The sequence below is a fragment of the Verrucosispora sioxanthis genome (assembly GCF_010560025.1).
Taxonomy (GTDB): Bacteria; Actinomycetota; Actinomycetes; order Mycobacteriales; family Micromonosporaceae; genus Micromonospora; species Micromonospora palythoicola.
This window is the reverse complement of record NZ_SAIY01000004.1, coordinates 25,799-52,229: the sequence shown is the minus strand read 5'-3', so window position 1 is coordinate 52,229 and position 26,431 is coordinate 25,799. Positions and strand designations below refer to the sequence as shown.

Below are 26,431 nucleotides of genomic sequence, written 5' to 3'. Positions count from 1 at the left end.
CCGTGCCCGGCTTTCGGTGGTTGCGGTGGGGCTGGGGGCGACCGTGCCCGGCTTCGGGCGGTCAGGCTTGATCCCTGCGCCGGGCACGGTCGCCCCCAGCCTGACCCGAACCCCGGCCGGAGGCCAGCCCGGGGTGGGTCTGCTGCGGTGGGTCTGTGGTCTGTAGTCGGTTGCTTCGGTGTGTGGATATGTGCCGCTGGCCGGCACCTGCCCGGGCGTTTGCCAGCGGTTTTCTGCTCCCCTGTGGAGAATGTCTTCGGCTCGGTCGGTTGTCAGCTGGTCCAGCGCTGGGCGACGAGGTCGGCGGCCTGTTGTTCCCACTGGGCGTAGTGGTCGGGGTACGCCGACACCTGCACGGTCTGGCGGCCTGGGCCGCGTGGGCATGTCCCGCCAGCCGTCGACCTGCTTCAACCCCTGATAGCCAGGTCGAGTACTCGGGGTCGGTGATCTGCTCCACCGTGCTCCCAGCCGGAGGACGGGCGCTGCTGAACAGGCCCGTTAGTCAGACACATCCGCCATCACCAGCGTGAACTGAAATCCAGCGCTTCGACTCGCAACGCGGTCGCGATCGACCACCACGGCGGCACGCTCCAGTCCATCGCAACTTCGTCGCGGCGAGATCGCCTTGACGTTGTCGATCTGCTCGCCGTTCAGCTCTGACGTGCGACTGGCTGGATCGGGCGCCGTGCGGCAGCAGCTTGCCCATGTCCGGCTTGTCGGCCCGCACCACGTCGGCCTGCACCGCCGCGACCGGGGCGGTCGTGACCGGGGTGGTGTCGGCGTGAGCGGCCACCGGACCGGCGAACAGACCACCGGTGAACGCCAGACCCGCGATACCCAGCACGCTCTTCCGCAGCATCGTGTTCATCACAGAAGCTCCATTCGGGGGTCGACGCACACACACCCACAGGGGGGACGGGGCGCGCACACGCAAGCACCACAAAGGCGCCCAAACAAAAAAGGGGGAAAGTCCTTCCGGCACGCGGGGCGTATCGCCGCTTCGCATCGCCGGGACCATGTCCAACGACCACCGGCCCACCATCATTCCCGGGGGCCCGCACCCACCCTGGCGGGCGGTGTCCTCCTCGGCCGTTCACCCGTACACAACGCCCCCGGGCCCGCACCCATTCCACCCCGAGCCACGCCCAGAACCCGACACCCACCCCCAAACCCCGACAACCGCCCCCGACAACCCGCAATCTTGGTCCGACAACGCCCACCAAAGGGCACAACCGCACCAAGATCCACACCAAACGCTGACCCCTCCCGCACGACAAGGAAGGGTGTGACCCGCACCCGCCGCACCCGCCGCACCCGGCCCCGGGGCCAAGCCTGACCGCCCAAAGCCGGGCACAATAGCCAAACTTCCCCCCGGCAGCGCCCCACACCCCACAGCACCCACAGTGTTGACCATGAGGTTAGCGGCAGTTTTGGAGATCAATAACGCCGCCAACCTCATGATCAACGGGGAAAACCGGAGGTGAGGGGTGGGTAAGGGGGTGGGTGGAGGCGGCCGGAGAATGGGGTCTCCGGCCGCTTTGGTGTGGGTGATTTGTTACTGCTTGAGCATGTTGTCCAGGAGCAGCGCGCAGCGGACCACTCCGAGGTGGCTGTACGCCTGCGGGTGGTTGCCCAGGCCGCGCTCGGCCAGCGGGTCGTACTGCTCGGGCAGCAGGCCGGTCGGACCCGCCGTGTCGATCATCTGTAGGAACAGTTCCTCGGCGTCGGTCCGCCGGCCGGTGCGCAGGTACGCCTCGATCAGCCAGGCTGTGCAGATGTGGAAGCCGCCCTCGCGGCCGGGCAGCCCGTCGTCCCAGTGGTAGCGGTAGACGACCGGCCCACTGCGCAGATCCGCCTCGATCTTCAGCACGGTGGAGAGGAAGCGGGGATCGTCGCCGGCGAGCAGTCCGGAGATCCCGATCCACAGCGACGAGGCGTCCATGTCCTCGTCGCCGTACGCGACGCTGTACGCCTCGGCGTGCTCGTGCCAGCCGTACTCCAGCACGTTGGCGCCGATCCGGTCGCGCAGTTCCACCCACTCCGGGCGGTCCTCGCCGCCGTGCTGACGCATCACGTGCAGCGCCCGGTCGACGGTCATCCAGCACATGACCTTCGAGAAGACGTGGTGCCGTGGTGGTAGGCGGGCCTCCCAGATGCCGTGATCCGGCTCGTGCCAGCGACGGCGGACCGCCTCGACCATGTTCTCCAGCACCCGCCACTCCTCGGCGCGTACCGAGCCGCGCACGTCGGCGGTGGCGGCGATCAGGTCGGCGATAGGGCCGAAGACGTCGAGCTGGAGCTGGTGGTTGGCGAGGTTGCCGACGCGTACGGGGCGGGATCCGGCGTAGCCGGGCAGGGTGTCGATGACCGCCTCGGCACCCAGCTCGAAGCCGTCGACCGTGTAGAGCGGGTGCAGCCGTTCGGGGTGCCCACCGGTGCGCTCCACACAGCCGTCCACCCAGCGCAGGAATGCCTCGGCCTCGCTGATCGAGCCCAGGTCGACCAGGGCCCGGGCGGTCATCGCCGCGTCCCGCAGCCAGCAGTAGCGGTAGTCCCAGTTGCGTACTCCGCCCAGCTCCTCCGGCAGCGAGGTGGTCGCCGCCGCCAGGATCGAGCCGGTGGCCTCGTGGCAGAGGGCGCGCAGGGTCAGCGCGCTGCGGGCGACCAGGTCCCGGGCGGTGGTCGGCAGCCGCAGCGAGGCCACCCAGTCCTTCCAGGGGCGCTCGGCGGCGGCCTGCCGCTCGTGGATCGGTAGCCGGTGGTGTTCCAGGCTGTGCGTACCGAAACGCAGCTCCAGCACCACCTGGCCGCCGAGCGCGGCGAGGTCGACCACCGCCTTGGCGGTCTCGTACCCGCCGTCGTTGCCGACCTCCCACTGCACGCCGGGGGAGTAGAGCGCGACCGGCTCGTTGGAGCCGAGCACCAGCAGGCCGTCGCCGAGCGGCTGAAGCTGCACGGCCACCTGAGCGAACTCCGGCCTGGGGGCGAACTCGACCCGGACCCGCCCGGTGCCGGTCAGTACCCGGATCAGGGTCGAGTCGCCGGAGATGATCGCCGGGCCGTCCGGCGTCGCCTTGGGGTCCGGCTTGTCCAGCCAGTCGGTGACGGTGAGCCCGGACCAGCGGGTCTCCACGGTCATCGTGCCCGATCGGTAGCGCTGGCCCAGCGGAATGCCGCCCCGCTCCGGCGCGACGCTGAAGTGCCCGGCCGGACTGCCACCGACCAGATCCGCGAAGATCGCCGCCGAGTCGGGCTTGGGGTTGCACAGCCAGCTCACCTTGGCGTCCGGCGTGAGCAGCGCGACCGTCCGACCGTTGGCCAGCATCGAGTGTCGCTCGATCGGCACCGCCCGTTCACCGAACAACCAGTGCCGTCGGGTCTCCAGCAACAACCCCAGCGCCCGGGCGGCCTCGATCGGCTCGGCCACCCGGTAACCGGCCTTCGTCTCACCCGGGCCGATCTTGATGCCGACGTCCGGGCCGTGCAGGTTGCCGAAGGCGTTCTCGTCGGTCACGTCGTCGCCGATGAAGAGCACGGCGCTGGCCGAGAGCTGGGTGCGCAGCTGGTCGACGGCGGTGCCCTTGTGGGTGGCCACGACGGAGAGCTCGATGACCTCCTTGCCCTGGGTGACGGTGACGTCCGGCCAGGTCGCGGGGCCGTTGCGGACCGCGTCGATGGTGGCGGCGGCGACCTGGGGATCGACCCCACGGGTGTGTACGGCGACACTTGCCGGCTTGCGTTCCAGCCGGACACCGGGGTGAGCCGCCGCGATGTCCCGCAGGGCGTCGCGCAGCCGGGTGCGGACGGCGATCAGTTCGGGGGAGAGCCGCTCGACGAAGCCGATGTCGAATTCGGAGCCGTGGCTGCCGACCAGGTGGACCTCGCTCGGCAGCCGGGAGAGGGCGGCCAGGTCGCGCAGCGCGCGGCCGGAGACGACCGCCACGGTGGTCTGCGGCAGCGCCGCCAGGGCCCGCACGGCCGCCACCGACTCCGGCAGCGGTACGGCCTTGCTGGGGTCTTCCACGATCGGCGCGAGCGTGCCGTCGTAGTCGCAGGCGACCAGGAGCTGGGGTACCCGGGCGATGCGCCCGATGGCGGAGCGCAGTTCCGGGTCCATCGGGCCAGCGACGGGCGTGCTGTTCTCGTTGGACGCCGCGTTCACGCTGCCTCCATGTCGGGCACACCGAGTTCGGTGAGGAAGGACTTCGCCCAGTGCCCCACATCGTGGGTGCGCAGATGGCGTTGCATTGTCCGCATACGGCGACGAGCCTCCGGCTTCTCCACATGCACGGCCCGTAGCAGAGCGTCCTTGACCGCGTCGGGGTCGTGCGGGTTGCACAGGAACGCCTGACGCAGCTCGGTGGCGGCGCCGGCGAACTCACTGAGTACGAGTGCGCCCCCGTGGTCCGCCCTTGATGCGACGTACTCCTTGGCCACCAGGTTCATTCCGTCTCGCAGCGGAGTGACCATCATCACGTCGGCGGCGGCGTACATCGCAGCCAGTTCGGTCCGACTGTACGACTGATGCAGATAATGCACCGCCGGCACGCCAACCCGGCCGAATTCGCCATTAATCCGACCAACCTCGCGCTCAACCTTGACGCGAAGTGCCTGGTAGTGCTCCACCCGCTCGCGGCTCGGTGTGGCGACCTGCACCATAACCGCGTCGGGGACTGTCAACTTTCCGTCAGCAAGCAACTCGCGGAACGCCTTGAGGCGCAGTTCGATGCCCTTGGTGTAGTCGAGCCGGTCGACGCCGAGGATGATCGTCCGGGGATTGCCCAGCTCCTCGCGGATCTCCTTGGCCCGCGCCTGGATCGCCGGGTCGGCGGCCAACCGCTCCATCTCCTTTGTGTCGATGGAGATGGGGAACGCGCCGGCCTTGACCTGGCGGCCGTCCACCTGGATCATCTGGCCCTCGTACCGCAGCCCGAGCAGGTGCCGGGCGAGCCGGACGAAGTTCTGCGCGGCGAGCCGCTGCTGGAACCCGACCAGGTCGGCGCCGAGCAGGCCGCGCAGGATCTCGGTGCGGAACGGCATCTGCATGAACAGCTCGATCGGCGGGAACGGGATGTGCAGGAAGAAGCCGATCCGCAGGTCGGGGCGCAGCTCCCGGAGCATCGCCGGCACCAGTTGGAGCTGGTAGTCCTGGACCCAGACCGTGGCCCCCTCGGCGGCGACCTCCGCCGCGGCCTCCGCGAACCGGGCGTTGACCAGGCGGTACGCCTCACGCCAGCGGCGCTTGTAGGCGGGTGTCTCGACGGCGTCGTGGTAGAGCGGCCAGATCGTGGCGTTGGACTGCCCCTCGTAGTAGCGCTCCAACTCCTCGGCGCTCAGTGGCACCGGATGCAGCCGGATGCCCTCCAGGTCGAACGGCTCGGGGGCCGCGCCGGTGCCGCCTGCCCAGCCGACCCAGGTGCCCTGGTGCTCGGCGAGAACGGGATGCAACGCGGTGACCAGCCCGCCGGGGCTGCGTCGCCACTGCCGCCCCTCGGGTGTGCTCACCTCGTCGACCGGCAGTCGGTTCGCCACTACGACAAAGGAGCTACGGACGGTCACGATCGGCCACCTCCGGGTGCTGACGGGTCCACCGCGATGAGCGTACTGAGCGTAGCTGCGGTGTCTGTTCCCCTGTGCCGGACTCACCTACCCGTGCCGAACTCGGCGAACCCTGGACGTGATCATGTTTACAGGTGCGCTCTCCCCGGCCGTCGGTCGGGGCGCTGGCCGGACCCGGTGGACACCGTCTGGCGGGGCGATGTGGGCGCGGTCCGGCGTACCTGTCAGGATTGACGACGGCGTGCGCGCGGCCGGCTGCCGGCCGACGACGGCGGACGGCGGCCCTGGCCCGCGCCCGTGGCACGCGAAATCGGCGATCGACAGCGACGGAGGAGCCCGCACCGTGGCCCAGTTCATCTACGTCCTGGACAAGGCGCGCAAGGCGCACGGCGACAAGGTCGTGCTCGACAACGTGACGCTGAACTTCCTGCCGGGCGCCAAGATCGGGGTGGTCGGTCCGAACGGCGCCGGTAAGTCCAGCCTCCTCAAGATCATGGCGGGCTGGGACCAGCCGAGCAACGGCGAGGCCCGGCTGATGCCCGGCTTCACCGTGGGAATGCTCGCCCAGGAGCCGCCGCTCAACGACGCCAAGACCGTGCTCGGCAACGTCGAGGAGGCGGTGGCGGAGACGAAGGTCAAGCTGGAGCGGTTCAACAAGATCGCCGAGCAGATGGCCACCGACTACTCCGACGAGCTGATGGAGGAGATGGGCCGGCTCCAGGAGGAGCTGGACCACGCCGACGCGTGGGACATCGACTCCAAGCTCGAACTGGCCATGGACGCCTTGCGGTGCCCGCCGCCGGACGCCGACGTCACCCAGCTCTCCGGCGGTGAGCGCCGCCGGGTCGCGCTGTGCAAGCTGCTGCTGGAGGCGCCCGACCTGCTGCTGCTCGACGAGCCCACCAACCACCTGGACGCCGAGAGCGTGCAGTGGCTGGAGCAGCACCTGGCCAAGTACGCCGGCACGGTCGTCGCCATCACCCACGACCGCTACTTCCTGGACAACGTGGCCAACTGGATCCTGGAGCTGGACCGCGGCCGGGCCTACCCCTACGAGGGCAACTACTCCACCTACCTGGAGAAGAAGGCGGCCCGGCTGGCGGTCGAGGGGCGCCGCGACGCCAAGATGAAGAAGCGCCTGGCCGACGAGCTGGACTGGGTGCGCTCGAACGCCAAGGCGCGGCAGACCAAGTCCAAGGCCCGTCTCGACCGGTACGACGAGATGGCCGCCGAGGCGGAGAAGACCCGCAAGCTGGACTTCGAGGAGATCCAGATCCCGCCGGGTCCGCGCCTGGGCAACACGGTCATCGAGGCGAACGGCCTGACCAAGGGCTTCGGCGACCGGCTGCTGATCGACAACCTCTCCTTCTCGCTGCCCCGCAACGGCATCGTCGGCATCATCGGCCCGAACGGCGTCGGCAAGACCACCCTGTTCAAGACCATCGTCGGGCTGGAGGAGCCGACCGGCGGCCGGGTCCGGGTCGGCGAGACCGTGTCGCTGTCCTACGTCGACCAGAACCGGCAGGGCCTCGACGGTGACAAGACCGTCTGGGAGGTCGTCTCCGACGGGCTGGACCACCTCATGGTGGGCAAGGTCGAGATGCCCTCGCGGGCCTACATCGCCGCGTTCGGGTTCAAGGGCCCCGACCAGCAGAAGCCGACGAAGGTGCTCTCCGGCGGCGAGCGCAACCGGCTCAACCTGGCGTTGACGCTGAAGATCGGCGGCAACGTCATCCTGCTCGACGAGCCCACCAACGACCTGGACGTGGAGACCCTGTCCAGCCTGGAGAACGCGCTGCTGGAGTTCCCCGGCTGCGCCGTGGTGATCTCCCACGACCGGATGTTCCTGGACCGGGTCGCCACGCACATCCTGGCCTGGGAGGGCGACGACGAGGACCCGGCGAAGTGGTTCTGGTTCGAGGGCAACTTCGAGGCGTACGAGAAGAACAAGATCGACCGGCTCGGCGCCGAGGCGGCCCGTCCGCACCGGGTGACGTACCGCAAGCTGACCCGGGACTGACCGGGCGGTCTGTCGTGGCTGACCGGTTCGTCTACCACTGCACCCTGCGCTGGTCCGACCTGGACGCGTACGGCCACGTCAACAACGCCCGCTTCCTCACCCTCTACGAGGAGGCCCGGGTGGCGTTGATGTTCGTCGGTGCCCGGGCGTACGGGGTGGACTCGTTCGCCGAGGGCGTGGTGATCCGCCGGCACGAGGTCGACTACCTGCGGCCGGTGGACTACGCCCTCGACCGGGCCACCGTCGAGACCGCGCCCACCGTCCGGATCGAGCTGTGGGTGGAGGAGTTGCGGGCCGCCTCCTTCACCGTCGGTTACGAGATGTACGACGGCGAGCTGCTCATCAGCCGGGCCCGTTCGGTGCTGGTGCCGTTCGACCTGGCCGGGCAGGTACCCCGGCGGCTGAGTGAGCCGGAGCGGACGTTCCTGCTCGGCTACGCGCCGCAGGCGGCGCCATGAGCGCCGGACACGGCATCGTCGACAGCGCCGACGCGGGGGCGTTCCTGGCCCGGCTGGTCCGGTTGGAGCACGCCGCCCTGGTTCGGCTGAGGCCGGCCGCTGCCGGTGCGCGTACCGCCCTCTGGGCGCGGCTGCCGTGGGAGGTGCTGGCCGTGCGCACGGTGGCTGGGGCGTGCCCTGGCGACGTGACCGTCGCCGCCGGGCAGTTGCTCGCCGAACTCGCGGCCGGCGGCGCGAACCTGCCGGCCCGCCACGACGCGCAGTGGCGGTGGGCCCTGCCGCCGGCCGTCAGTCGTCGGGTCGAGACGCTGCCGGGCGGGAACTGCGCCGGCTGGCCGAGGCGGCGGCGGGCACCCTGCGCGCGGCGGCCGAGCACGGCGTCGGTGGTCGGGCGGTGGGGCAGCGGGTGTTACGCGACGCCCTGCTGGACCACGTGGCGGTGGTGGTCACCCCCGACGACGAGCCTGACCGTCCGGTGGAGGTGACCCAGCGGATGGTGCAGGGTCTGGTTCGCATGGGTTTCCTCGCCGCCTCGGAGGACTCGTCAGACGCTGACGGCGTGCAGGTACGGGCGGCTGGCCGATGGGTCGGCCTGGTGGGACCGTACGGAGCCATCTGGTCGCAGAAGGCCACGGATCTTGTCGTACGGCCATCCGTGACTCATCCGAACGGCTGACCGCTACCCATCCTTCCGGTTTGGTGCTGGCGTTGGGGGGGTGCTTCGTTCCGGCTGTCCGGGTACCGTCCATCCTCGGATCCACCCACTGTAGGCGACCGGATCCGCTGGGGAGTGAGGTGCGCGAGCGATGCCGTGGTGGTCATGGCGTCCAGGTCCCGCCAGTGGCGGTGACCCGGAAACTCGAAGCAGGATCATGGTGGAAGGTACCGTCCGGGTCGGCCCGCCGGCGCCCCGCCAACCGGGCGACGACTGCCCGGCTGCGGAGCGTCCGTTGATCGCCGACATGCCAGCCACCGTCGAACAGGTCACCCTGCGCCGGATCTGCGACGCGCTCGACCTGCTCGACGTGCGTTACCTGGCCGACGGCGACGGCAACCTGCTGGCCATGTGGGAGCGGCACGCGGTGCTGGTCACCCTGGAAGGGCCGGAGGACGAGATCCTCGTGCTGCGGGCCCGGCCACACGCGACGGTGCCGCCGGACTGGGCGGACCGGGCCTACCGGGTGGTCAACGAGTGGAACCACACCAGACGCTTCTGCAAGGCGTACGTGGGTGACCCCACCGAACGTGGGCAGCTGCCGATCTACGCCGAGTTGCAGGTGCCGCTCGCGGCCGGTGCCCACGATGCGCTGCTGGTCGAGTTGCTCGACTGCGGTGCCGCCGTGGCCACCAGCTTCGTCGACTGGCTGCACGACGAGGGTGCCCTGCTCTGACCGGGGTTACGCCATCTACCCCGTCGGGTGGCGGGGTGCCGGTCAGCCGTGTGCGGCCGGGTCCGACATGTCGTTGACCATGAAGTACGCCGCCCGCTCCAGGTAGTTCCACAGTTCCGCGGCGAGCGCCGGAGGCAGGTCGAGGCGGTCGACCGCCCGGCGCATGTGACCCAGCCAGGCGTCGCGTTCGGCCGCGCCGATCCGGAACGGGGCGTGGCGCATCCGCAGCCGGGGGTGCCCCCGCTGCGCCGAGTAGGTGTTCGGGCCACCCCAGTACTGCATGAGGAACAGCCGCATCCGGTCGGCCGCCGGGCCCAGATCCTCCTCCGGATACATCGGGCGCAGCAGCGGATCGGCGGCGATGCCGGCGTAGAACTCCTCGACCAGCCTGCGGAAGGTGGGCTCACCGCCGACGGCGTCGAAGAAGGTGACCGCCTCGCCGTGGCCTTCGGACTCACCTGCGGGATTCACCGTTCCATCCTGCCAGGCCCGCCCCGGTGCCCGCCCGTCCGGCACCGGGTGAACGAGCGTGGCTCAGGTCACCGCGTGCCGAGGCCGGCCCGGGCCCAGGTGCCCGGGACCGGGGTCGTCGGAGGAACCCTCCTGCGACGCCCGGGCGGTCCCGTCGGTCGCGGTGGAGGCGGCCCGGGCGGCCTCGACGGAGGCGGCCACGGTCTGCTGGTCGGGCCAGCGCAGGACGACGAGCGACATCAACATCACTCCGGCGACGCTCCAGACGCCCACCACGAGCGGAATCGGAAACCGCTCGGCGAGCAACCCGGTGGCCAGTACGGCCGCACCCTGGATGACCTGCACGCCGGTCGCCATGACACCGAACGCCCGGGCCCGGAAGCCGTCCGGGAGTGCCTGGACGAAGAGCCCGTTCGCCGTCGGGAGCAGCCCGGCCACCGCGAATCCGCAGACGGCGGCGAGCAGCGCCACCACCACCGGCGGCGGGTCCAGCAGTGCGGGCACCAGCGCCAGTGGGGCGATCACGGCCAATGGCCGGAGCAGGAGCAGCCGGCGGGCAGGTGCGACGGTACGGCCGATGATCAGCCCGCCGAGGATGAAGCCGGTCGGGGTGGCGGCCATGATCACCGCCTGGGCCAGCCCCGGGTCCATGCTCTCGCCGGCGTGTTCGTTGGCCCAGGCGGCGGCCAGTCCCTCGGGCACGATGGAGAAGAGCATGGCGCTGAAGACCAGGACGGCGATCGCCCGCAGCACCGGTGTCTTGAAGACCATCTGGAAGCCGGCGGCGGTCTCCCGGATCAGGTGACTGCGATGGGCGCTGGTCATCGCCGGTGGCCGGTCGCGCACCCCGAGTCGGACGAGCACCGCCGACAGTGCGAACGCACCCGCGTTCATCAGCAGTGCGGCGGTGGGGTTGACCGTCGCGATGGCGGCGCCGAGCAGGTAGCCGACCACCTGGGCGGCCTGTCCCACGCTGGCGTTGACGGACAGCCCGACGACGAGCCGGTCCCCGGGCAGGATCAACGGCAGCAGTGCCGACCGCGCGGCCTGGCTCGGTGGATTCGCCAGCGTGGTGGCGAACAGTAGCGCCAGGATCACCGGCACCGGCATCCCCGGGACGGCGACGAGCAGCATCAGCGCCATCCGGACGAGGTCGCAGACCACCATCACCTGACGGAACCGGTGCCGCTCGGCGATCGTGGCCAACAACGGGCCGCCGACCAGCCAGGGCAGGTAGCTGACCGCGAAGGCGGCCGCCGACAGCGCCACGGACTCGGTTTCCCGATAGACCAGGAGGGTGACGGCCGCCCGGGCTACGTAGTCACCGACCCAGGTCAGCGTGTTGGCCGCGAAGACGGCCCGATACTCACGCTGGGCGAAAACCTCCCGGAAGGTGGCCGGCCCTTCCGGAGAAGGTCGCTCGTCGGACACCATCGCCTCCATCGTCCCGGTGTCTGGCCACTCGTGATGGCGGCCCGGGACCATCGTCAGGTCTGCAGATCAGCGAGGACGTGACACCGCTCGGTAAGCGTGTGCACCGGATTCTGCCCGATCGTCTGACAACTGGCTAGGGCGAACGGTTGGTTGGTCGCATCTCCGACTGAACGAACGGACGATACCCGAGGGGGTCGCTCGGACGCGACCCCCGCCGGTCGGCTCAGGTGGCGCCGCCCTGACCGGTCTCGGAGTCCGTTCGAGTAGGTAGCCCGGGGTAGAGCCGGCCTGCCGCGATCCTCGCGGTGATACCGGAGTTCTCCAGCGCCTCGGCGAGTCGGCGACGCAGCTCGCGGCCCACCGCGAACTGACCGTCGGCGGTGGTCTTCACCACCGTACGGATCACCGTGCCCTCCACCGTGACCTGCTCGACGCCCAGCACCTCCGGCGGCTCGACGATCGACGGGGCCAGTTCCGGGTCCACCGCGATCGAGGCGGCGGCGGTACGCAGCACGGCCGTCGCCTCCTCGGTGCCGGCGAAACCGATCGGCAGGTCGACCACCACCAACGCCCACCCCTGGCTCTTGTTACCTACCCGGACGATCTCGCCGTTGCGGATGTACCAGAGCACCCCTCGGGCGTCCCGGACGGTGGTGACCCGTAGTCCGACCGCCTCGACCACGCCGGACGCCTCGCCGAGATCGACGTTGTCACCCACCCCGTACTGATCCTCGATCAGCATGAACAACCCGGCGATCAGGTCCTTGACCAGGCTCTGCGCGCCGAAGCCGAGCGCGACGCCGGCAATGCCCGCGCTGGCGAGCAACGGCGCCAGGTCGAAGCTGAACTCCTTGAGCACCATCAGTAGGGCGATGCCGAAGATGAACGCGGTGCTCAGGCTCCGCAGCACCGAGCCGATCGCCTCGGCGCGCTGCCGGCGACGCTCCGGGACGAACTCACCCGGCTCGGTGGCGGCGGTCGGGATGCGCTCGCGCAGCGGTCGGAGCATGGTCGGCACCCCGGCGTCGCTGGTGGTGCGTACCAGCCGGCGGATCGTGCGGTGCACCAGCCACCGGGCGGCCAACGCCAGCAGCAGGATCATGATGATCCGTAGTGGCTTGACCAGGATCCAGAAGCTGCCCTCGGCGAACCACACCGAGTCGGTCCAGTTCCAGACGATCTTGCACAGGGCCTCGTCCAGGCATTCCGGACTGGGCGTCTCGACCGGCTCCGGGCGGGACGGGGCGGGGGTGGGGCTGAGGCTGCTGACGGTCACCCTGTTTTCGTACCCCAACCGGTCGGCGGGTCCGCCGTCGACCCACCGGCCGGCGCCGCCCGGCCGGCCGAGCGCGGCCGGGGGAAGGCACGGGGCTACCCAGGATTAGTACGTGCATTCCCGGTTCCGATCAGGGACTATTGGCGCAGCGGACGTCGGTGATCCGGCCGGCGTCGACGTGGTGTGGGGCTGTGCCCGACGCCGGTCGGCGGTGGCGAGTGGTAAGCCGCTTGACCGGGAGGGTGACGCGATGCCTGACATACGACCCACGGTGGGCTCCGGCGCGCTGGTCCTCAACGCCACCTACGAGCCGCTGTGTGTCGTATCGGTACGTCGGGCCGCGATTCTCGTGCTCTCGGCCAAGGCGGTCTGCGTCGCCGACGGTGAGGGCATCCTGCACAGCGCCCGCAGTGCGCTGCCGGTGCCCTCGGTCGTCCGGCTCACCCGGTTCGTCCGGGTGCCCTACCGCACCCACGTGGGCCTGTCCCGCCGGGCGATCTTCGCCCGGGACGGCTGGCGTTGCGCCTATTGCCGTGGGCCGGCGGAGACCATCGACCACGTCTTCCCCCGCAGCCGCGGCGGCCGGCACGCCTGGGAGAACGTGGTCGCCGCCTGCGCCAGGTGCAACCACACCAAGGGCGACAAGACCCCCGCCGAGCTGGGCTGGCGACTGCACTCGTTGCCGACCGCCCCGAAGGGGATCGCCTGGCGCGTGCTCGGCCACCGCGCCCCCGACCCGCGCTGGGCCGACTGGTTGGACCTCCGCGAACCCGAAGCCGCCTGACCGGCGAGCACCCACCCTGCCACGGGAGCGCTCAATCCAGATCCTTCACCCAGCGGTGCTGCGGACGACATCCCCGCGCCCTCCGCGCGGGAAGTGCGCCGAACAGGTTTTCGGGGGAGCCCGACCCGCGCAGGGATCAAGCCTGACCGCCCGGAGCGGGTCGGGCTCCCCCGAAAACTCCCAGAGCGACCCCTAACGAGCCTCGACAAGCGAAGCGAACACCACCACGTTGTCCGCGTACCCGGTCTGCCCACCCACCCAGCGCCCGCCGCAGGTGATCAACCGAAGCTGCGGACGGCTGAAGTCACCGAAGACGTCGTCCGTGGGTAGTTGTTCCTTGTCGAACCGGTCGACCCGGTCGACCTCGAAGATCGCCACCGAGCCGTCCGAGCGGGCGACCTCGACCCGGTCGCCGGTGCGCAACTGGGGCAACTGGTGGAAGACCGCCGGTCCGGTGGTGGTGTCGACGTGCCCCACGATGACAGCCGGACCGTACTGGCCGGGGGTGGGCCCCTGGTCGTACCAGCCGGCCTCCTGGGCCCGCTCGGCCGGCGGCGCGGCGATGCTGCCGTCGGGCGCGATGCCCACGTTGTGCACCGGGGCGGCCAGGTCGATCTTGTTGATCTCGATGCCGACCGGCTCGCTCGCCGCCAGCAGCGGGAACTTCTTGGGCGGCGGTGCCAGCCCGGCGATGAACCGGTCCGGTAGCACGCTGAGCCCGGTCATCCGCTCGACACCGAGCATCGCGATGATCAGCAGCATCAGCGAGCCGATCACCAGGACCGGTAGTCCCGGACCGGCGTGACCGGAACGTCTGGTTCCCACCGACCGGGTCGGGCGTCGCCTGGGCGGTAGCGGTGCCGCCGCGGGATCGGGCGTGGCGACGCTCGCCGAACCGACCTGCGCGGCGACCCGGACCAGCCGGCCGGCCGCGGCGACCGTTCGCCGCCAGGCACGTCGGCCCCGGCGGTCGCTACGGCGTGGACCGGGGCCCGGTTCCGGCGCGGGTACGCGGAAGCCCGCCATGATGACGGTGGGTCAGGAACCGGCCCGGCGCCGGCTGCTGAACAGGCCGAAGATCACCATCGCGGTCACCGTGGCGACGCCACCGAGCAGCAGCATCGACCCGGTGCCCCGGTCGGCCGTACCGCCACCACCGGTGGCCGGGCCCTTGGTGGGCTGGTCCATGTTCAGCACGGTGAGGGTGGTGCTCGCGGTCCGGCCGTTGTCGCAGCGCAGGTGCACCGGATAGTCGCCGGCCGCCTTGTTGCCCGGCACGGTGACCGAGCCGGTGAGGAAGCCGTTGTCCGGCCGGAGGTAGACCCGGTCGAACGCGTCCGAGGTCACCTCGGCCTGGCGGTCGTTGGCGTTGTCGCAGCTGGCCCGGATGTTCACCCGGGAGCCGGCCTGGACGCTGTTCGGCGTCACCTCGACGAAGGTGTTCTCACCCGCTCTGGCGGGTGCGGTGCCGGGCAGCAGCAGCCCGGCCAGAGCGAACGCCGCGATCAGGACGAACGCCCCGAACAGTCGGGCGATGGTCGACGGGGCGTGCTGGACGCCTCCGTACTGTCGCAGACCTCGCATGATCCTCCCTCCCGGCACCGGCGTACCGGTTCCTGCTGGGGCGACCCGCGTGGCTTTCCCCCTGCTCCGGTGGCTAACCCGGCTCCCGGCGACGGGGACGGCTGTCAGGAGGGCGCCCTTCCGTCGCGGTGACCGGCTGCCAGGCGAGTGGGGTGGAGAGCACCATCGTGCTCGACGGCTGTCCGTAGGGGGCGAGTCGGTCGATGACCGCCTCGAAGTCCCCGATCGAGCCGGCCGCGACCTTCAACACACTGCACGCGTCCCCGGTGATCCGGTGGATCTCCAGGATCTCCGGCCATCGCGCGACCTCGGGATCGTGCAGGATGCACCGGGCGCCGTAACAGGACATCCGGATCAGCGCCACCACGGTGCGGCCGGCCCGGGCCAGGTCGACGTGGGCGTGGTACCCGCTGATCACGCCGGTCTCCTCCAACCGACGGACCCGCTCGGCGACCGCCGGTGGGGACAGGTGCACCCGCCGGGACAACTCGCTGAAGGACAACCGCGCGTCGGCCTGCAACTCGCGGAGCAGGGCCCAGTCCATCTCGTCCATGCCCGCGACCTTACGTCCGGCAGGTCATTACCGGCGAGCGGCTTCCGTTCCTTAGGTCGACCACCGAAAGCGCCGTTGAACAGGCATTCCATCTGGCCAACCGCACGGGAGATCATGACTGGACGGGCGAGCCGGGAGGAGCGGACGCATGGAGCAGACGGAGCTGCGGCCCCGGACGGAGGTGCGTCCGGTCACCGCACGGCAGCGGGTGGCGCGGGCCGCCCGCAACGGCGGCGAACCGACCCTGGAGTTCGCCGAGCGGGTGCCGTACGACGCGTACGTGCAGGCCAGCACGCTGCATCGGCTGCAACAGCCGCTCAGCGCCGACCCGGGCGAGATGTCGTTCCTGATGGTCAGCCAGATCATGGAGTTGTACTTCGGCCTGACCTGTCACGAACTGCGGGAGACGTCCCGGCTGCTGCGCGCCGACCGGGTGTGGGAGGCGTTGGCCCCGCTGCGCCGCGCCGCGCTGCACCTGGAAGGGCTCAACGCCGCCTGGCGGGGGCTGCGCTGGATGACCCCGGCCGACTTCAACCGCTTCCGCAACCTGCTCGGCGAGGGGTCGGGCTTCCAGTCGGCGATGTACCGCCAGCTGGAGTTCCTGCTCGGGCTGCGCGACCCGGCACTCATCCGCCCGTTCCGGCGGCAGACCGAGGTGTACGCCGAGCTCACCGACGCCCTGGCCACCCCGAGCGTCTGGGACGAGGCGGTCGCCCTGCTCGCACGGCACGGTCACGACCTGCCGGCGGACCTGCTGGAGCGGGACGTGGCCACCGAACACGAGACGCACCCCGCCGTGGAGGCGGCCTGGGTGCGGATCTACGCCGATGCCGGGCCCGACAATCACCTGCGGATGCTCGGCGAGGCGCTGACCGAGGTGGCCGAGCAGTTCGGCGACTGGCGGCACCACCACATCAAGGCGGTGCAGCGGACGATGGGCGCCAAGGTGGGCAGCGGCGGCTCCGCCGGTCTGGCGTGGCTGCAACGCAGCATGGCCCGGGTGGTCTTCCCCGAACTGTGGTCGGCCCGGACGGCGATGTGAGGCGGTTGTGACGACGATGAGCAACGACACCGAGGCCGAAGCGCTCCGCCTCGACGCGGCCGAACCGGGGCACCGGCACCTGTTCCACGTGCCGCCGGCAGACGGTGGGCGCTATCCGGAGGCCGCCTACCTGGCGGGCAACTCGCTCGGCCTGCAACCGAGGGCCACCCGCGACGAACTCCTGGCCGACCTGGACGCCTGGAGCCGGCTCGGCGTGGAGGGGCATCTGGCCGCCGAACGGCCCTGGCTGCCGTACCACGAGCTGCTGACGGCGCCGGCCGCCCGACTGGTCGGCGCCCTGCCCACGGAGACCGTGGTGATGAACTCGCTGACGGTCAACCTGCACCTGCTGATGGTCAGCTTCTACCGGCCGGCAGGCGAGCGGACCCGGATCGTCATCGAGGACAGCGCCTTCCCGTCGGACAGCTACGCGGTGCGCAGCCAGGCACGCTTCCACGGTCTCGACCCCGACACCACGGTCGTCCGGCTCACGCCGCGCCCCGGTGAGGACACCCTGCGCACCGAGGACGTCACCGGGTACCTGGCGGCCGAGGGCCACACCGTGGCGCTGGTCCTGCTCGGTGGCGTCAACTACCTCACCGGCGAGCTGATGGACATCCCGGCGATCACCGCGGCGGCCCGGGCCGCCGGCGCGGTCGTCGGGTGGGACCTGGCCCACGCGGCGGGCAACGTCCCGCTGTCGCTGCACGACTGGGACGTCGACTTCGCCGCCTGGTGCTCGTACAAGTACCTCAACTCGGGGCCTGGCGCGCTGGCCGGGGTCTTCGTCCACGAACGGCACCACGGCGACGCGACGCTGCCCCGCTTCGAGGGCTGGTGGAGCACGGCGGCGGCGACCCGGTTCCAGATGGCTCCGGTCAGTCGACCACCGGCCACCGTGGAGGCGTGGCAGATCTCCAACCCGCCGATCTTCGCGATGGGGCCGGTCCGCACCTCGCTGGAACTGTTCGACTCGGTCGGCATGCCGGCGCTGCGGGCGCGTAGCCTGCGGCTCACCGGCTACCTTGAGCGGCTGCTGGACGAGGTCACCGCCGACCGGCCGCTGCGGGTGATCACCCCACGCGAGCCGCGCCGGCGCGGATGCCAGCTCTCGGTACGCATCGGCGCGGGCAGCGCCAACGAGCTGACCAGACGGTTGCGCCACGAGCACGGGGTGATCGCCGACGCCCGGGAGCCGGACGTGGTCAGGTTCGCCCCGGTGCCGCTGTACTCGACGTATCACGACTGCTGGCGGGTCGCCGAGGCGCTGGCCGCGACGGTTCCGGGGGTCGCCCGGTGACCGGGGAACGCGACGAGATCGCGGTGGTCGGCGCCGGGCTGGCCGGTTGCCTGCTGGCCTGCTTCCTGGCCCGCCGGGGCCATCCGGTGGCGCTCTACGAGCGCCGCCCGGACCCGCGCAGCGGCACCCCCGAACGGGGCCGCTCGATCAATCTGGCGCTCTCCGAGCGAGGGCTCGACGCGCTGCGTCGCATCGGACTGGCCGAGCAGGTGATGGCGGACGCGTTGCCGATGCGGGGCCGGATGATCCATCCGGTCGGCGGGCCAACCGGATTCCAGCCGTACAGCGTCTCCGGCGACCGGGCGATCAACTCGATCAGCCGGGGTGCGTTGAACAACGCCCTGCTGGCGGCCGCCGCCAAGCTGCCGGGGGTGCGGATCGCCTTCGAGCACCGGCTGGTCGGGCTCGACCCGGCGACCGGGGCCATGACCTTCCAGACGCCGCAGGGCCTGGTGACCGAGAGCGCGCGGGTGGTGCTCGGCACCGACGGTGCCGGCTCGGCGGTACGCGGGCAGCTGCTCGCCCACGGCCTGGTCACCGAGAGCGTCGACTTTCTCGACTACGGCTACAAGGAACTGACGATCCCGCCGCTGGACGGCGACTTCGCCCTCGACCCGGGTGCGCTGCACATCTGGCCGCGCGGCACCTCGATGATGATCGCGCTGCCCAACCCGGACCGCTCGTTCACCTGCACCCTGTTCTGGCCCACCCACGGCACTGCGGGCTTCGCCTCGCTGGGCAGCCCGGCGGCGATCGAGCGGCACTTCGCGCAGCACTATCCGGACCTGCCGCCGATCGCCCCGAACTTGGTCGACGACTACCAGCACAACCCGGTCGGGGTGCTCGGCACGGTGCGGTGCGACCCGTGGCAGGTCGACGGGCGGGTCGCCCTGCTCGGCGACGCGGCGCACGCCATCGTGCCGTTCTACGGCCAGGGCGCGAACTGCGCCTTCGAGGACGTGGTGGAGCTGGACCGCTGCCTCGACGAGTGTGCCGGGGACTGGTCGGCGGCGCTGCCGCTGTTCCAGCACCGCCGGCAGGACAACGCCGAGGCGATCGCCCGGATGGCGCTGGCCAACTTCGTGGAGATGCGCGACAAGGTCGCCTCCCCGGTCTTCCGGGCCCGCAAGCAGGTCGAGCACGCCCTGGAGCGGGCGCTTCCCGGCCGGTACGTCTCCCAGTACGAGCTGGTGTCGTTCTCCACCGTCCCGTACGCGCAGGTGCGCCGTCGGGTCCGCCGGCAGTACCAGGTGGTCGGCCTGGCGGCGGCCGGTCTGGCGGCGGTGGTCGGCGCGGCGGTGGCACTCGGGTTCAGGAGGCGCGGATGACGCTCTGGGATCCCCGACTGATGGCCGGGCGGGCACCGGCCGGCCCCGGACTGCTGAGGAACTTCGTCGGCGGCGAGTTCGTCGACGCCGGAAACCGGTTCACCAAACGCAGCCCGGTGACCGGTGAACCGGTGTTCGAGGTGGTCGAGGCGGACCGGTCCACTGTGGACGATGCGGTGGCGGCGGCGCGGACGGCGTTGCGGGGCCCGTGGGGTCGGGCGGGGGAGCGGGAACGCGCCGAGGTGCTGCGCCGGATCGCCGACGAGTTGGAGCGTCGTTTCGACGACCTGGTGTCCGCCGAGGTCGCCGACACCGGCAAGTCCATCTCGCAGGCCCGCACCCTGGACATCCCGCGCGGCGCGGCGAACTTCCGGGCCTTCGCGGAGATCGTGGCGACCGCGCCGACCGAGTCGTTCACCACGGTCACCCCGACCGGTGGGCGGGCGCTCAACTACGCGGTGCGCAAGCCGGTCGGCGTGGTCGCGGTCATCGTGCCGTGGAACCTGCCGCTGCTGCTGCTCACCTGGAAGGTCGCCCCCGCTCTGGCCTGCGGCAACGCGGTGGTGGTCAAGCCGAGCGAGGAGACGCCGGCGTCGGCCACGCTGCTCGCCGAGGTGATGGCGGCGGCCGGGGTGCCCGACGGCGTGTTCAACCTGGTGCACGGTTTCGGACCCGGCTCGGCCGGCGAGTTCCTCACCCGCCATCCGGACGTCGACGCGATCACCTTCACCGGCGAGTCGGCCACCGGCGGCGCCATCATGCGGGCCGCCGCCGACGGGGTGAAGGCGGTCAGCTTCGAGTTGGGTGGCAAGAACGCCGGACTGGTCTTCGCCGACGCGGACCTGGACGCGGCGGTGGCCGGTTCGGTCCGGTCGAGTTTCACCAACGGCGGTCAGGTGTGCCTCTGCACGGAGCGGATCTACGTGCAGCGGCCGGTGTTCGAGGAGTTCACCACGCGGCTGGCCGAGCGCGCCGGCGACCTGGCGTACGGCTGGCCGGCCGACGAGGCGACGGTGAACATGCCGTTGATCTCGCACGGCCACCGGGACAAGGTGCTCGGGCACTACGACCTGGCGCGGGCCGAGGGCGCCCGGGTGCTCGCCGGCGGCGGGGTGCCCCGGTTCGACGACGCCCGCGACGGTGGCGCGTACGTGCAGCCGACGGTGCTGACCGGGCTCGGCCCGGACGCGCGGACCAACCGCGAGGAGATCTTCGGGCCGGTGGTGCACGTGGCACCGTTCGACGACGAGGACGAGGCGTACGCGCTGGCCAACGGCACCGAATACGGCCTGGCGGCGACGGTCTGGACCCGCGACGTGGGTCGGGCGCACCGGGCCGGTGCCCGGTTGGACGCCGGCATCGTCTGGGTCAACACGTGGTTCCTGCGCGACCTGCGGACCCCGTTCGGCGGGGTGAAGGCCTCGGGCATCGGTCGGGAGGGCGGCGTGCACTCGCTGAATTTCTACTCGGAGCTGACGAACGTCTGCGTGGAGCTGTCATGAACGACGTCGAGTCGGCGGCCCGGGAGCTCGCCGAGGCTCGCGCCGGCGGCAGACCGTGTCCGCCGTTGCGTGGGCGGCTGCTGCCGGAGGGGGACGTCCAGGCCGCGTACCGGGTGCAGCAGCGCCAGGTGGGCGAGTGGCTGGCGTCCGGGCAGCGCCGGGTGGGCGCGAAGATCGGGTTGACCTCCCGGGCGGTCCAGGAGAGCTTCGGGGTGTACGAGCCGGACTTCGGGGTGCTCACCGACGCGATGGCGGTGCCCGACGGTGCCGAGGTGGCGATCGGGCGCCTGCTGCAACCCCGGGTGGAGGCGGAGGTCGCCTTCGTGCTCGGTGCCGACCTGCCCGACGACCGGGTCACCACCGCCGACCTGCTGCGCGCCGTCGACCACCTGCTGCCGGCCATCGAGATCGTCGACTCGCGGGTCGCCGGTTGGGACATCTCCATCGTGGACACGGTGGCCGACAACGCCTCCAGCGGCCTGTTCGTGCTCGGCACCACGCCCCGCCGGCCGGCCGAGGTCGACCTGCGGCTGTGCGGGATGGTCCTGGAACACGCCGGAGAGCCGGTGTCGGTGGGCGCCGGGGCGGCCTGCCTGGGCAACCCGTGGCACGCGCTGGCCTGGCTGGCCGGCACGACGGCCCGCGCCGGTGATCCGCTGCGCGCCGGTGACGTGGTGCTCTCCGGCGCGCTCGGCCCGATGGTGGCGGTGACGCCGGGCGCGGCCTACGAGGCACGCATTTCCGGTCTCGGCTCGGTGCGGACCTGTTTCTCCAAGGAGGTGCACTGATGACGGGTGTGGCGGTGATCGGGTCGGGCAACATCGGCACCGACCTGATGATCAAAATACTGCGGCTGTCGGACTCGCTGCGGATGGTGGCGATGGCCGGTATCGACCCGGCCTCCGACGGGCTGGCCCGGGCCCGCCGGCTCGGCGTGGCGACCACCGCGCAGGGTGTCGAGGGACTTGTCGCGATGCCCGAGTTCGCCGACGTGGAACTGGTCTTCGACGCCACCTCGGCGGGTGCGCACCGGCACCACGACGCCGTGCTGCGGGCACAGGGGCGGACCGTGATCGACCTGACCCCGGCGGCGATCGGCCCGTACGTCGTGCCGCCGGTCAACCTGGAGGAGCATCTGGGCGAGACCAACCTGAACATGGTCACCTGCGGTGGGCAGGCGACCGTGCCGATCGTCGCCGCGGTGCGACGGGTGACCCCGGTCGCGTACGGGGAGATCGTCGCGTCGATCGCCTCGCGGTCGGCCGGCCCGGGCACCCGGGCCAACATCGACGAGTTCACCGAGACCACGGCCCGGGCGATCGAGGTGGTCGGCGGCGCTGAGCGAGGCAAGGCGATCATCGTGCTCAACCCGGCCGACCCGCCGCTGCTGATGCGCGACACCGTCTACTGTCTCTGTCCGGATGCCGACGCCGACCGCGCCGCCATCGCCGCCTCCGTCGGCGACATGGTGGCCAGCGTGCAGGAGTACGTGCCCGGCTACCGGCTCAAGCAGGACGTGCAGTTCGACCGCGTCGACACCCACGTGCCGTCGTTGGGGCGGCAGCTCACCGGGTTGCAGGTCTCGGTCTTCCTGGAGGTCTCCGGCGCTGGGCACTATCTGCCCGCGTACGCCGGGAACCTGGACATCATGACCTCGGCCGCGCTGCGCACCGCGCAGCGGTTGGTCGCCCTGCGGAAGGAGGTGCTGGCCAAGTGACCGAGTTGTACATCCAGGACGTGACGTTGCGCGACGGCATGCACGCCATCGCCCACCGCTACACCGTCGACCAGGTTCGCACCATCGCCGCCGCACTGGACGCCGCCGGGGTCGCCGCGATCGAGGTGGCCCACGGTGACGGTCTGGCCGGGTCCAGCGTCAACTACGGCCACGGCGCGGCCAGCGACGCCGACTGGATCGCGGCGGCGGCCGAGGTGATGACGAGGGCGAAGCTCACCACCCTGCTGCTGCCCGGCATCGGCACCATCGCCGACCTGAAGGCCGCCCGGGCGCTGGGCGTGACGAGCGTGCGGATCGCCACCCACTGCACGGAGGCGGACATCTCCGCCCAGCACATCTCCTGGGCCCGGGAGAACGGCATGGACGTGTCCGGCTTCCTGATGATGTCGCACATGAACGACCCGGCCGGGTTGGCCGCCCAGGCGAAGCTGATGGAGTCGTACGGGGCGCACTGCGTCTACGTCACCGACTCCGGCGGCCGACTGCTGATGTCCGATGTGGCGCAGCGCGTCGACGCGTACCGGCAGGTCCTCGAACCGAGCACGCAGATCGGCATCCACGCCCACCACAACCTCTCCCTGGGCGTGGCCAACAGCGTCGTCGCCGTCGAGCACGGCCGGGTCGTCGGCGCCGGCCCGGTCGGGTCGCCGGCCGGCCGGACGGTGCGGGTGGACGCCTCCCTGGCCGGCATGGGGGCCGGCGCCGGCAACGCGCCGCTGGAGGTCTTCGTCGCGGTCGCGGAACTGCACGGCTGGCGGCACGGCTGCGACGTCTTCGCGCTGATGGACGCCGCCGACGACATCGTCCGCCCGTTGCAGGACCGGCCCGTCCAGGTCGACCGGGAAACCCTGTCCCTGGGGTACGCGGGGGTCTACTCCAGCTTCCTCCGGCACGCCGAACGGGCCTCGGCCCGCTACGGCGTGGACGTCCGGTCGATCCTGGTGGAACTGGGCCGACGCCGAATGGTCGGCGGCCAGGAAGACATGATCGTCGACGTGGCGCTGGACCTGGCCGGCAAGGAGAAGTCATGATCGGGCCGGACATCGCGGGGATCGCCGAGACGCTCGGTACGGCCGCCGACACGGCCACCGCGACGGCGCAGCTCGCCGCCGAGACCGGGCTGGACGTCGACGCCGCGTACGCGGTGCAGACCGCACTGGTGCAGCGCCGGCTGGATCGGGGGGAGCGGCTGGTCGGGCTGAAGATGGGGCTGACCAGCAAGGCGAAGATGGCCCAGGTCGGGGTGGACGAGGTGATCTGGGGCCGGCTCACCGACACCATGCGGATCCCCGACGGCGGCACGGTCGACATGGCCGCGTTCATCCATCCCCGGGTCGAGCCGGAGGTGGCGTTCCTGCTGGACCGCCTGCCCGAGCCCGGTGAACCGGTCGGTGACTTCACCGACGCGGTGCGGGCGGTCGCTCCGGCGATCGAGTTGATCGACTCCCGGTACGCGAACTTCACCTTCTCCCTGCCGGACGTCATCGCCGACAACACGTCGGCCGGCGCGTTCGTGATCGGGCCGTGGTCACCGGTGCCGGACGGGCTGGACAACCTGGGCGTGCTGTTGGAGATCGACGGACGGTTGGCCCAGGTCGGCTCGACGGCGGCCATCCTCGGCGATCCGCGACGGGCCCTGGACGAGGGAATCCGGCTGGCGGGGCGGCACGGGGTGCGGTTGCGCGAGGGCTGGGTGTTCCTGGCGGGCGCGGCGACGGCCGCTGTTCCGTTGCGTGCGGGTGCTCATGTCCGGGCGGTTGTCGAGAAGCTCGGTACGGCTTCGTTGCGGGCCTCGTCGTGATCGGCGTGGGGGTTCCGGGCAGCCCACCCGGCTCCGGGCGGTCAGGCTTGATCCCTCCGCCGGGCGGGCTGCCCGGAACCCCTGACGTGGTCGGGCTTCGCGCGCCGGTGTCAGGTGGGTTGGATCTGGGGTGGACCGCGCCGGTGTTGGGTGGGTCGGGTCTGCGGCGGACGGTGCCGGGGGTGGTCTGGCGTGAGTGGTGACGGGGCCCGGGTGGTTGCCGGGAAGGCGGTGCCTCGGGGGGCGTTTCCGCATGTGAAGGTGGCGGGTGGGTTCGTCTTCGTGTCGGGGACGTCGTCGCGGCGGGCCGACAACACGTTCGCGGGCGTGTCGGTGGACGAGTTCGGCACGACCGATCTGGACATCCGGGCGCAGACGCGGGCGGTGATCGAGAACATCGCGGACCTGCTGCGGTCGGTCGGTGCGGGGCTGGGCGACCTGGTCCAGGTGACCACCTATCTGGTCAACATGAACGACTTCGGGGGATACAACGAGGTGTGGGCGGAGTTCTTCGACGCGACCGGACCGACCCGGACCACGGTCGCCGTGCACCAGTTGCCGCATCCGCACCTGCTGATCGAGATGCAGGCCGTCGCCCTGCTCCCAGAAGGAGGCCAGTCATGAGTGAGATCGCCGAGCCGTTCAGCTTCCCCGGCTGGATCGCCGAGCACCGGCACCTGCTGAAGCCGCCGGTGGGCAACAAGGAGATGCTGCCCGGCTCCGAGGACTTCATCGTGATGGTCGTCGGTGGGCCGAATCAGCGCACCGACTTTCACGTCGACCCGTACGAGGAGTTCTTCTACCAGGTCAAGGGCAACATGCACATCAACCTGATGCTCCCCGAGGGTCCGCGTACGGTGCACGTGCGCGAGGGGCAGATGTGGATGCTGCCCCGGAACACGCCGCACTCGCCGCAGCGGCCGGAGGCCGGCTCGATCGGCATGGTGATCGAGCGGGTACGCGAGGAGGGAACGCTGGAGAAGTTCCAGTGGTACTGCCCCGAGTGTTCCCACCGGGTGCACGAGGTCGAGTTGCAGGTCCGGGACATCGCTGCCGACCTGCCGCCGGTCTTCGCCGCGTTCTACGCCGACGAGTCGGCGCGTACCTGCGACAACTGCGGCACCCTGCACCCGGGCAAGGGCTGATGGCGGCTCCGGTGCCGTCGGTGTCTCCGGTGGTGGACGTGCACACGCACGTCGTACCGAAGGGTTGGCCGGACCTGGCCGTGGCGTGCGGCGGGTCCGGCTGGCCATGGCTGCGGATCGACTCGGAGCGCGCCGCCATGATCATGGTCGGCGACACGGCGTTCCGCCCGGTCGGCGCCGAGTGCTGGGACGCCGACACCCGGCTGGCCGACATGACGGCCGACGGGGTCGACGTGCAGGTGGTCTCGCCCACCCCGGTCTTCTTCTGCTACGACCGGCCGGCCGACCAGGCGGTGAAGGTGGCCCGGATCTTCAACGACCTGACCCTGGAGGTCACCGGCGCGGGCGGGGACCGGCTGCTGCCGTTCTGCCAGGTGCCGTTGCAGGACCCGGACGCGGCCTGCGCCGAGGTGGACCGCTGCCTCGCGGCCGGCCACGTCGGCGTGGAGATCGGCAATCACGTCGGCGACCGGGACCTGGACGACGCCGGCATCGTGACGTTCCTGACCCACTGCGCCGAGGTCGGTGCGCCGGTCTTCGTCCACCCGTGGGACATGGCCGGCAGTCCCCGGCTGGACCGTTGGATGGCCCGGTGGCTCACCGGCATGCCCGCCGAGACCCACCTGTCGGTGCTGGCGATGATCCTCGGCGGGGTGTTCGACCGGGTGCCGGAGACGTTGCGCATCTGCTTCGCCCACGGCGGCGGCAGCTTCCCGTTCTGGCTGGGGCGCGCCGACAACGCCTGGCACCGCCGTGGCGACCTGGTACGCGGTGCCTCCGCCGCCCCGCCCAGCTCCTATGTCGACCGGTTCTACGTCGACTCGGTGGTCTTCTCGACTCCGGCGCTGCGGCTGCTCGTGGACACCATGGGCGCCGAGCGGGTGCTGGTGGGCAGCGACTACCCGTACCCCCTGGGCGAACGGCCGGCCGGTGCGGTGGTCCGCCAGGCCGACTTCCTCACCGACGCCCAGCGCGCCGACCTGCTCTCCACCAACGCCCTCCGCTTTCTTGGCCGAGTCGATATATAGAGACGGAAGTCTCATAT

23 protein-coding genes and 2 pseudogenes are annotated in these 26,431 nt (G+C 71.1%); 16 read left to right on the top strand and 9 right to left on the bottom strand.

Annotated features, from left to right (window positions below; genetic code table 11):
- Nucleotides 1-272 precede the first annotated feature (272 nt).
- The 3 genes and pseudogenes from ENC19_RS12975 to ENC19_RS12965 all read right to left on the bottom strand — a co-directional run bounded on the left by ENC19_RS12975 (nt 273) and on the right by ENC19_RS12965 (nt 5,559).
- Nucleotides 273-868, bottom strand: a pseudogene (locus ENC19_RS12975) (hypothetical protein).
- A 687-nt stretch (nt 869-1,555) separates the two neighbouring features.
- Entirely contained in the window at nt 1,556-4,117 is a 2,562-nt protein-coding gene (gene otsB / locus ENC19_RS12970) for a trehalose-phosphatase (RefSeq protein ID WP_164447897.1), read from the bottom strand.
- A gap of 41 nt (nt 4,118-4,158) precedes the next feature.
- Nucleotides 4,159-5,559: an alpha,alpha-trehalose-phosphate synthase (UDP-forming) gene (locus ENC19_RS12965; protein ID WP_119579773.1), complete on the bottom strand. Its 1,401-nt coding sequence runs from the start codon at nt 5,557-5,559 to the stop codon at nt 4,159-4,161.
- Between the two features lie 343 nt (nt 5,560-5,902).
- Here ENC19_RS12965 and ettA point away from each other — a divergent pair, with 343 nt between their 5' ends.
- The 4 genes and pseudogenes from ettA to ENC19_RS12945 all read left to right on the top strand — a co-directional run bounded on the left by ettA (nt 5,903) and on the right by ENC19_RS12945 (nt 9,428).
- Entirely contained in the window at nt 5,903-7,579 is a 1,677-nt protein-coding gene (gene ettA / locus ENC19_RS12960; RefSeq protein WP_164447461.1) for an energy-dependent translational throttle protein EttA, read from the top strand.
- Between the two features lie 14 nt (nt 7,580-7,593).
- The gene (locus tag ENC19_RS12955) at nt 7,594-8,037 is read left to right on the top strand and encodes an acyl-CoA thioesterase (RefSeq protein WP_164447460.1); all 444 of its coding nucleotides are present in this window, start codon (nt 7,594-7,596) and stop codon (nt 8,035-8,037) included.
- A pseudogene (locus ENC19_RS12950) lies at nt 8,034-8,713 on the top strand (hypothetical protein). Before ENC19_RS12955 ends, ENC19_RS12950 begins: the two are co-directional and overlap by 4 nt.
- 130 nt (nt 8,714-8,843) lie before the next feature.
- Nucleotides 8,844-9,428: a type III secretion system chaperone family protein gene (locus ENC19_RS12945; RefSeq protein ID WP_164447459.1), complete on the top strand. Its 585-nt coding sequence runs from the start codon at nt 8,844-8,846 to the stop codon at nt 9,426-9,428.
- Nucleotides 9,429-9,470: 42 nt separating this feature from the next.
- On the opposite strand, the gene ENC19_RS12940 is transcribed toward ENC19_RS12945, so the two are convergent.
- The 3 genes from ENC19_RS12940 to ENC19_RS12930 form a co-directional block, all read right to left on the bottom strand.
- Entirely contained in the window at nt 9,471-9,899 is a 429-nt protein-coding gene (locus tag ENC19_RS12940) for a globin (protein WP_164447458.1), read from the bottom strand.
- Nucleotides 9,900-9,962: 63 nt separating this feature from the next.
- Complete coding sequence (locus ENC19_RS12935) at nt 9,963-11,333, bottom strand: MFS transporter (protein WP_164447457.1); 1,371 nt, start codon at nt 11,331-11,333, stop codon at nt 9,963-9,965.
- A gap of 223 nt (nt 11,334-11,556) precedes the next feature.
- Complete coding sequence (locus ENC19_RS12930; protein WP_164447456.1) at nt 11,557-12,609, bottom strand: mechanosensitive ion channel family protein; 1,053 nt, start codon at nt 12,607-12,609, stop codon at nt 11,557-11,559.
- 250 nt (nt 12,610-12,859) lie between these two features.
- Between ENC19_RS12930 and ENC19_RS12925 the strand changes: the two genes are divergently transcribed.
- A complete protein-coding gene (locus ENC19_RS12925) occupies nt 12,860-13,393 on the top strand; it encodes an HNH endonuclease (RefSeq protein WP_164447455.1) in 534 nt (177 codons plus the stop codon).
- 192 nt (nt 13,394-13,585) lie between these two features.
- Here ENC19_RS12925 and ENC19_RS12920 read toward each other — a convergent pair whose 3' ends face one another.
- The 3 genes from ENC19_RS12920 to ENC19_RS12910 all read right to left on the bottom strand — a co-directional run bounded on the left by ENC19_RS12920 (nt 13,586) and on the right by ENC19_RS12910 (nt 15,530).
- Nucleotides 13,586-14,419, bottom strand: a complete 834-nt coding sequence (locus ENC19_RS12920) for a class F sortase (RefSeq protein WP_164447454.1) — start codon at nt 14,417-14,419, stop codon at nt 13,586-13,588.
- A 12-nt stretch (nt 14,420-14,431) separates the two neighbouring features.
- Nucleotides 14,432-14,977: a hypothetical protein gene (locus ENC19_RS12915; protein ID WP_235944772.1), complete on the bottom strand. Its 546-nt coding sequence runs from the start codon at nt 14,975-14,977 to the stop codon at nt 14,432-14,434.
- A 73-nt stretch (nt 14,978-15,050) separates the two neighbouring features.
- Complete coding sequence (locus ENC19_RS12910; RefSeq protein ID WP_164447453.1) at nt 15,051-15,530, bottom strand: Lrp/AsnC family transcriptional regulator; 480 nt, start codon at nt 15,528-15,530, stop codon at nt 15,051-15,053.
- Between the two features lie 148 nt (nt 15,531-15,678).
- On the opposite strand from ENC19_RS12910, the gene ENC19_RS12905 reads away from it, so the two are divergent.
- The 11 genes from ENC19_RS12905 to ENC19_RS12855 all read left to right on the top strand — a co-directional run bounded on the left by ENC19_RS12905 (nt 15,679) and on the right by ENC19_RS12855 (nt 26,414).
- Complete coding sequence (locus ENC19_RS12905) at nt 15,679-16,572, top strand: tryptophan 2,3-dioxygenase (protein ID WP_164447452.1); 894 nt, start codon at nt 15,679-15,681, stop codon at nt 16,570-16,572.
- Between the two features lie 16 nt (nt 16,573-16,588).
- Nucleotides 16,589-17,872 carry a kynureninase gene (kynU, locus tag ENC19_RS12900; RefSeq protein ID WP_164447451.1) on the top strand — a complete coding sequence of 428 codons (1,284 nt, stop codon included), beginning with the start codon at nt 16,589-16,591 and terminating at the stop codon, nt 17,870-17,872.
- Nucleotides 17,869-19,200, top strand: coding sequence for an FAD-dependent oxidoreductase (locus tag ENC19_RS12895; RefSeq protein ID WP_164447450.1), 1,332 nt, complete (start codon nt 17,869-17,871; stop codon nt 19,198-19,200). The genes kynU and ENC19_RS12895 overlap by 4 nt, the downstream gene beginning before the upstream one ends.
- Before the next feature lie 20 nt (nt 19,201-19,220).
- Nucleotides 19,221-20,702 carry a 2-hydroxymuconic semialdehyde dehydrogenase gene (locus ENC19_RS12890; protein ID WP_164447895.1) on the top strand — a complete coding sequence of 494 codons (1,482 nt, stop codon included), beginning with the start codon at nt 19,221-19,223 and terminating at the stop codon, nt 20,700-20,702.
- Complete coding sequence (locus ENC19_RS12885) at nt 20,699-21,490, top strand: 2-keto-4-pentenoate hydratase (protein ID WP_164447449.1); 792 nt, start codon at nt 20,699-20,701, stop codon at nt 21,488-21,490. Before ENC19_RS12890 ends, ENC19_RS12885 begins: the two co-directional genes overlap by 4 nt.
- Nucleotides 21,487-22,419 (top strand): acetaldehyde dehydrogenase (acetylating), encoded by a 933-nt coding sequence (locus ENC19_RS12880; RefSeq protein ID WP_164447894.1) that lies wholly within the window; start codon nt 21,487-21,489, stop codon nt 22,417-22,419. The genes ENC19_RS12885 and ENC19_RS12880 overlap by 4 nt, the downstream gene beginning before the upstream one ends.
- Nucleotides 22,416-23,471, top strand: coding sequence for a 4-hydroxy-2-oxovalerate aldolase (gene dmpG / locus ENC19_RS12875; protein WP_164447448.1), 1,056 nt, complete (start codon nt 22,416-22,418; stop codon nt 23,469-23,471). The genes ENC19_RS12880 and dmpG overlap by 4 nt, the downstream gene beginning before the upstream one ends.
- Nucleotides 23,468-24,241 (top strand): 2-keto-4-pentenoate hydratase, encoded by a 774-nt coding sequence (locus ENC19_RS12870; RefSeq protein ID WP_164447447.1) that lies wholly within the window; start codon nt 23,468-23,470, stop codon nt 24,239-24,241. Before dmpG ends, ENC19_RS12870 begins: the two co-directional genes overlap by 4 nt.
- 192 nt (nt 24,242-24,433) lie before the next feature.
- Complete coding sequence (locus ENC19_RS12865) at nt 24,434-24,865, top strand: RidA family protein (protein WP_164447446.1); 432 nt, start codon at nt 24,434-24,436, stop codon at nt 24,863-24,865.
- Complete coding sequence (locus tag ENC19_RS12860) at nt 24,862-25,386, top strand: 3-hydroxyanthranilate 3,4-dioxygenase (RefSeq protein WP_164447445.1); 525 nt, start codon at nt 24,862-24,864, stop codon at nt 25,384-25,386. The genes ENC19_RS12865 and ENC19_RS12860 overlap by 4 nt, the downstream gene beginning before the upstream one ends.
- Nucleotides 25,386-26,414 (top strand): amidohydrolase family protein, encoded by a 1,029-nt coding sequence (locus ENC19_RS12855; RefSeq protein WP_164447444.1) that lies wholly within the window; start codon nt 25,386-25,388, stop codon nt 26,412-26,414. Before ENC19_RS12860 ends, ENC19_RS12855 begins: the two co-directional genes overlap by 1 nt.
- The last annotated feature ends 17 nt before the right edge of the window (nt 26,415-26,431 follow it).

Bases quoted from the DNA above. Each gene is read 5' to 3' on its own strand.
- otsB (WP_164447897.1), bottom strand. From the start codon at position 4,117: ATGGACCCGGAACTGCGCTCCGCCATCGGGCGCATCGCCCGGGTACCC.
- ENC19_RS12945 (WP_164447459.1), top strand. From the start codon at position 8,844: ATGCCGTGGTGGTCATGGCGTCCAGGTCCCGCCAGTGGCGGTGACCCG.
- ENC19_RS12935 (WP_164447457.1), bottom strand. From the start codon at position 11,333: ATGGTGTCCGACGAGCGACCTTCTCCGGAAGGGCCGGCCACCTTCCGG.
- ENC19_RS12925 (WP_164447455.1), top strand. From the start codon at position 12,860: ATGCCTGACATACGACCCACGGTGGGCTCCGGCGCGCTGGTCCTCAAC.
- ENC19_RS12920 (WP_164447454.1), bottom strand. From the start codon at position 14,419: ATGGCGGGCTTCCGCGTACCCGCGCCGGAACCGGGCCCCGGTCCACGC.
- ENC19_RS12915 (WP_235944772.1), bottom strand. From the start codon at position 14,977: ATGCGAGGTCTGCGACAGTACGGAGGCGTCCAGCACGCCCCGTCGACC.
- ENC19_RS12910 (WP_164447453.1), bottom strand. From the start codon at position 15,530: ATGGACGAGATGGACTGGGCCCTGCTCCGCGAGTTGCAGGCCGACGCG.
- ENC19_RS12905 (WP_164447452.1), top strand. From the start codon at position 15,679: ATGGAGCAGACGGAGCTGCGGCCCCGGACGGAGGTGCGTCCGGTCACC.
- kynU (WP_164447451.1), top strand. From the start codon at position 16,589: ATGAGCAACGACACCGAGGCCGAAGCGCTCCGCCTCGACGCGGCCGAA.
- ENC19_RS12890 (WP_164447895.1), top strand. From the start codon at position 19,221: ATGGCCGGGCGGGCACCGGCCGGCCCCGGACTGCTGAGGAACTTCGTC.
- ENC19_RS12885 (WP_164447449.1), top strand. From the start codon at position 20,699: ATGAACGACGTCGAGTCGGCGGCCCGGGAGCTCGCCGAGGCTCGCGCC.
- ENC19_RS12870 (WP_164447447.1), top strand. From the start codon at position 23,468: ATGATCGGGCCGGACATCGCGGGGATCGCCGAGACGCTCGGTACGGCC.
- ENC19_RS12860 (WP_164447445.1), top strand. From the start codon at position 24,862: ATGAGTGAGATCGCCGAGCCGTTCAGCTTCCCCGGCTGGATCGCCGAG.
- ENC19_RS12855 (WP_164447444.1), top strand. From the start codon at position 25,386: ATGGCGGCTCCGGTGCCGTCGGTGTCTCCGGTGGTGGACGTGCACACG.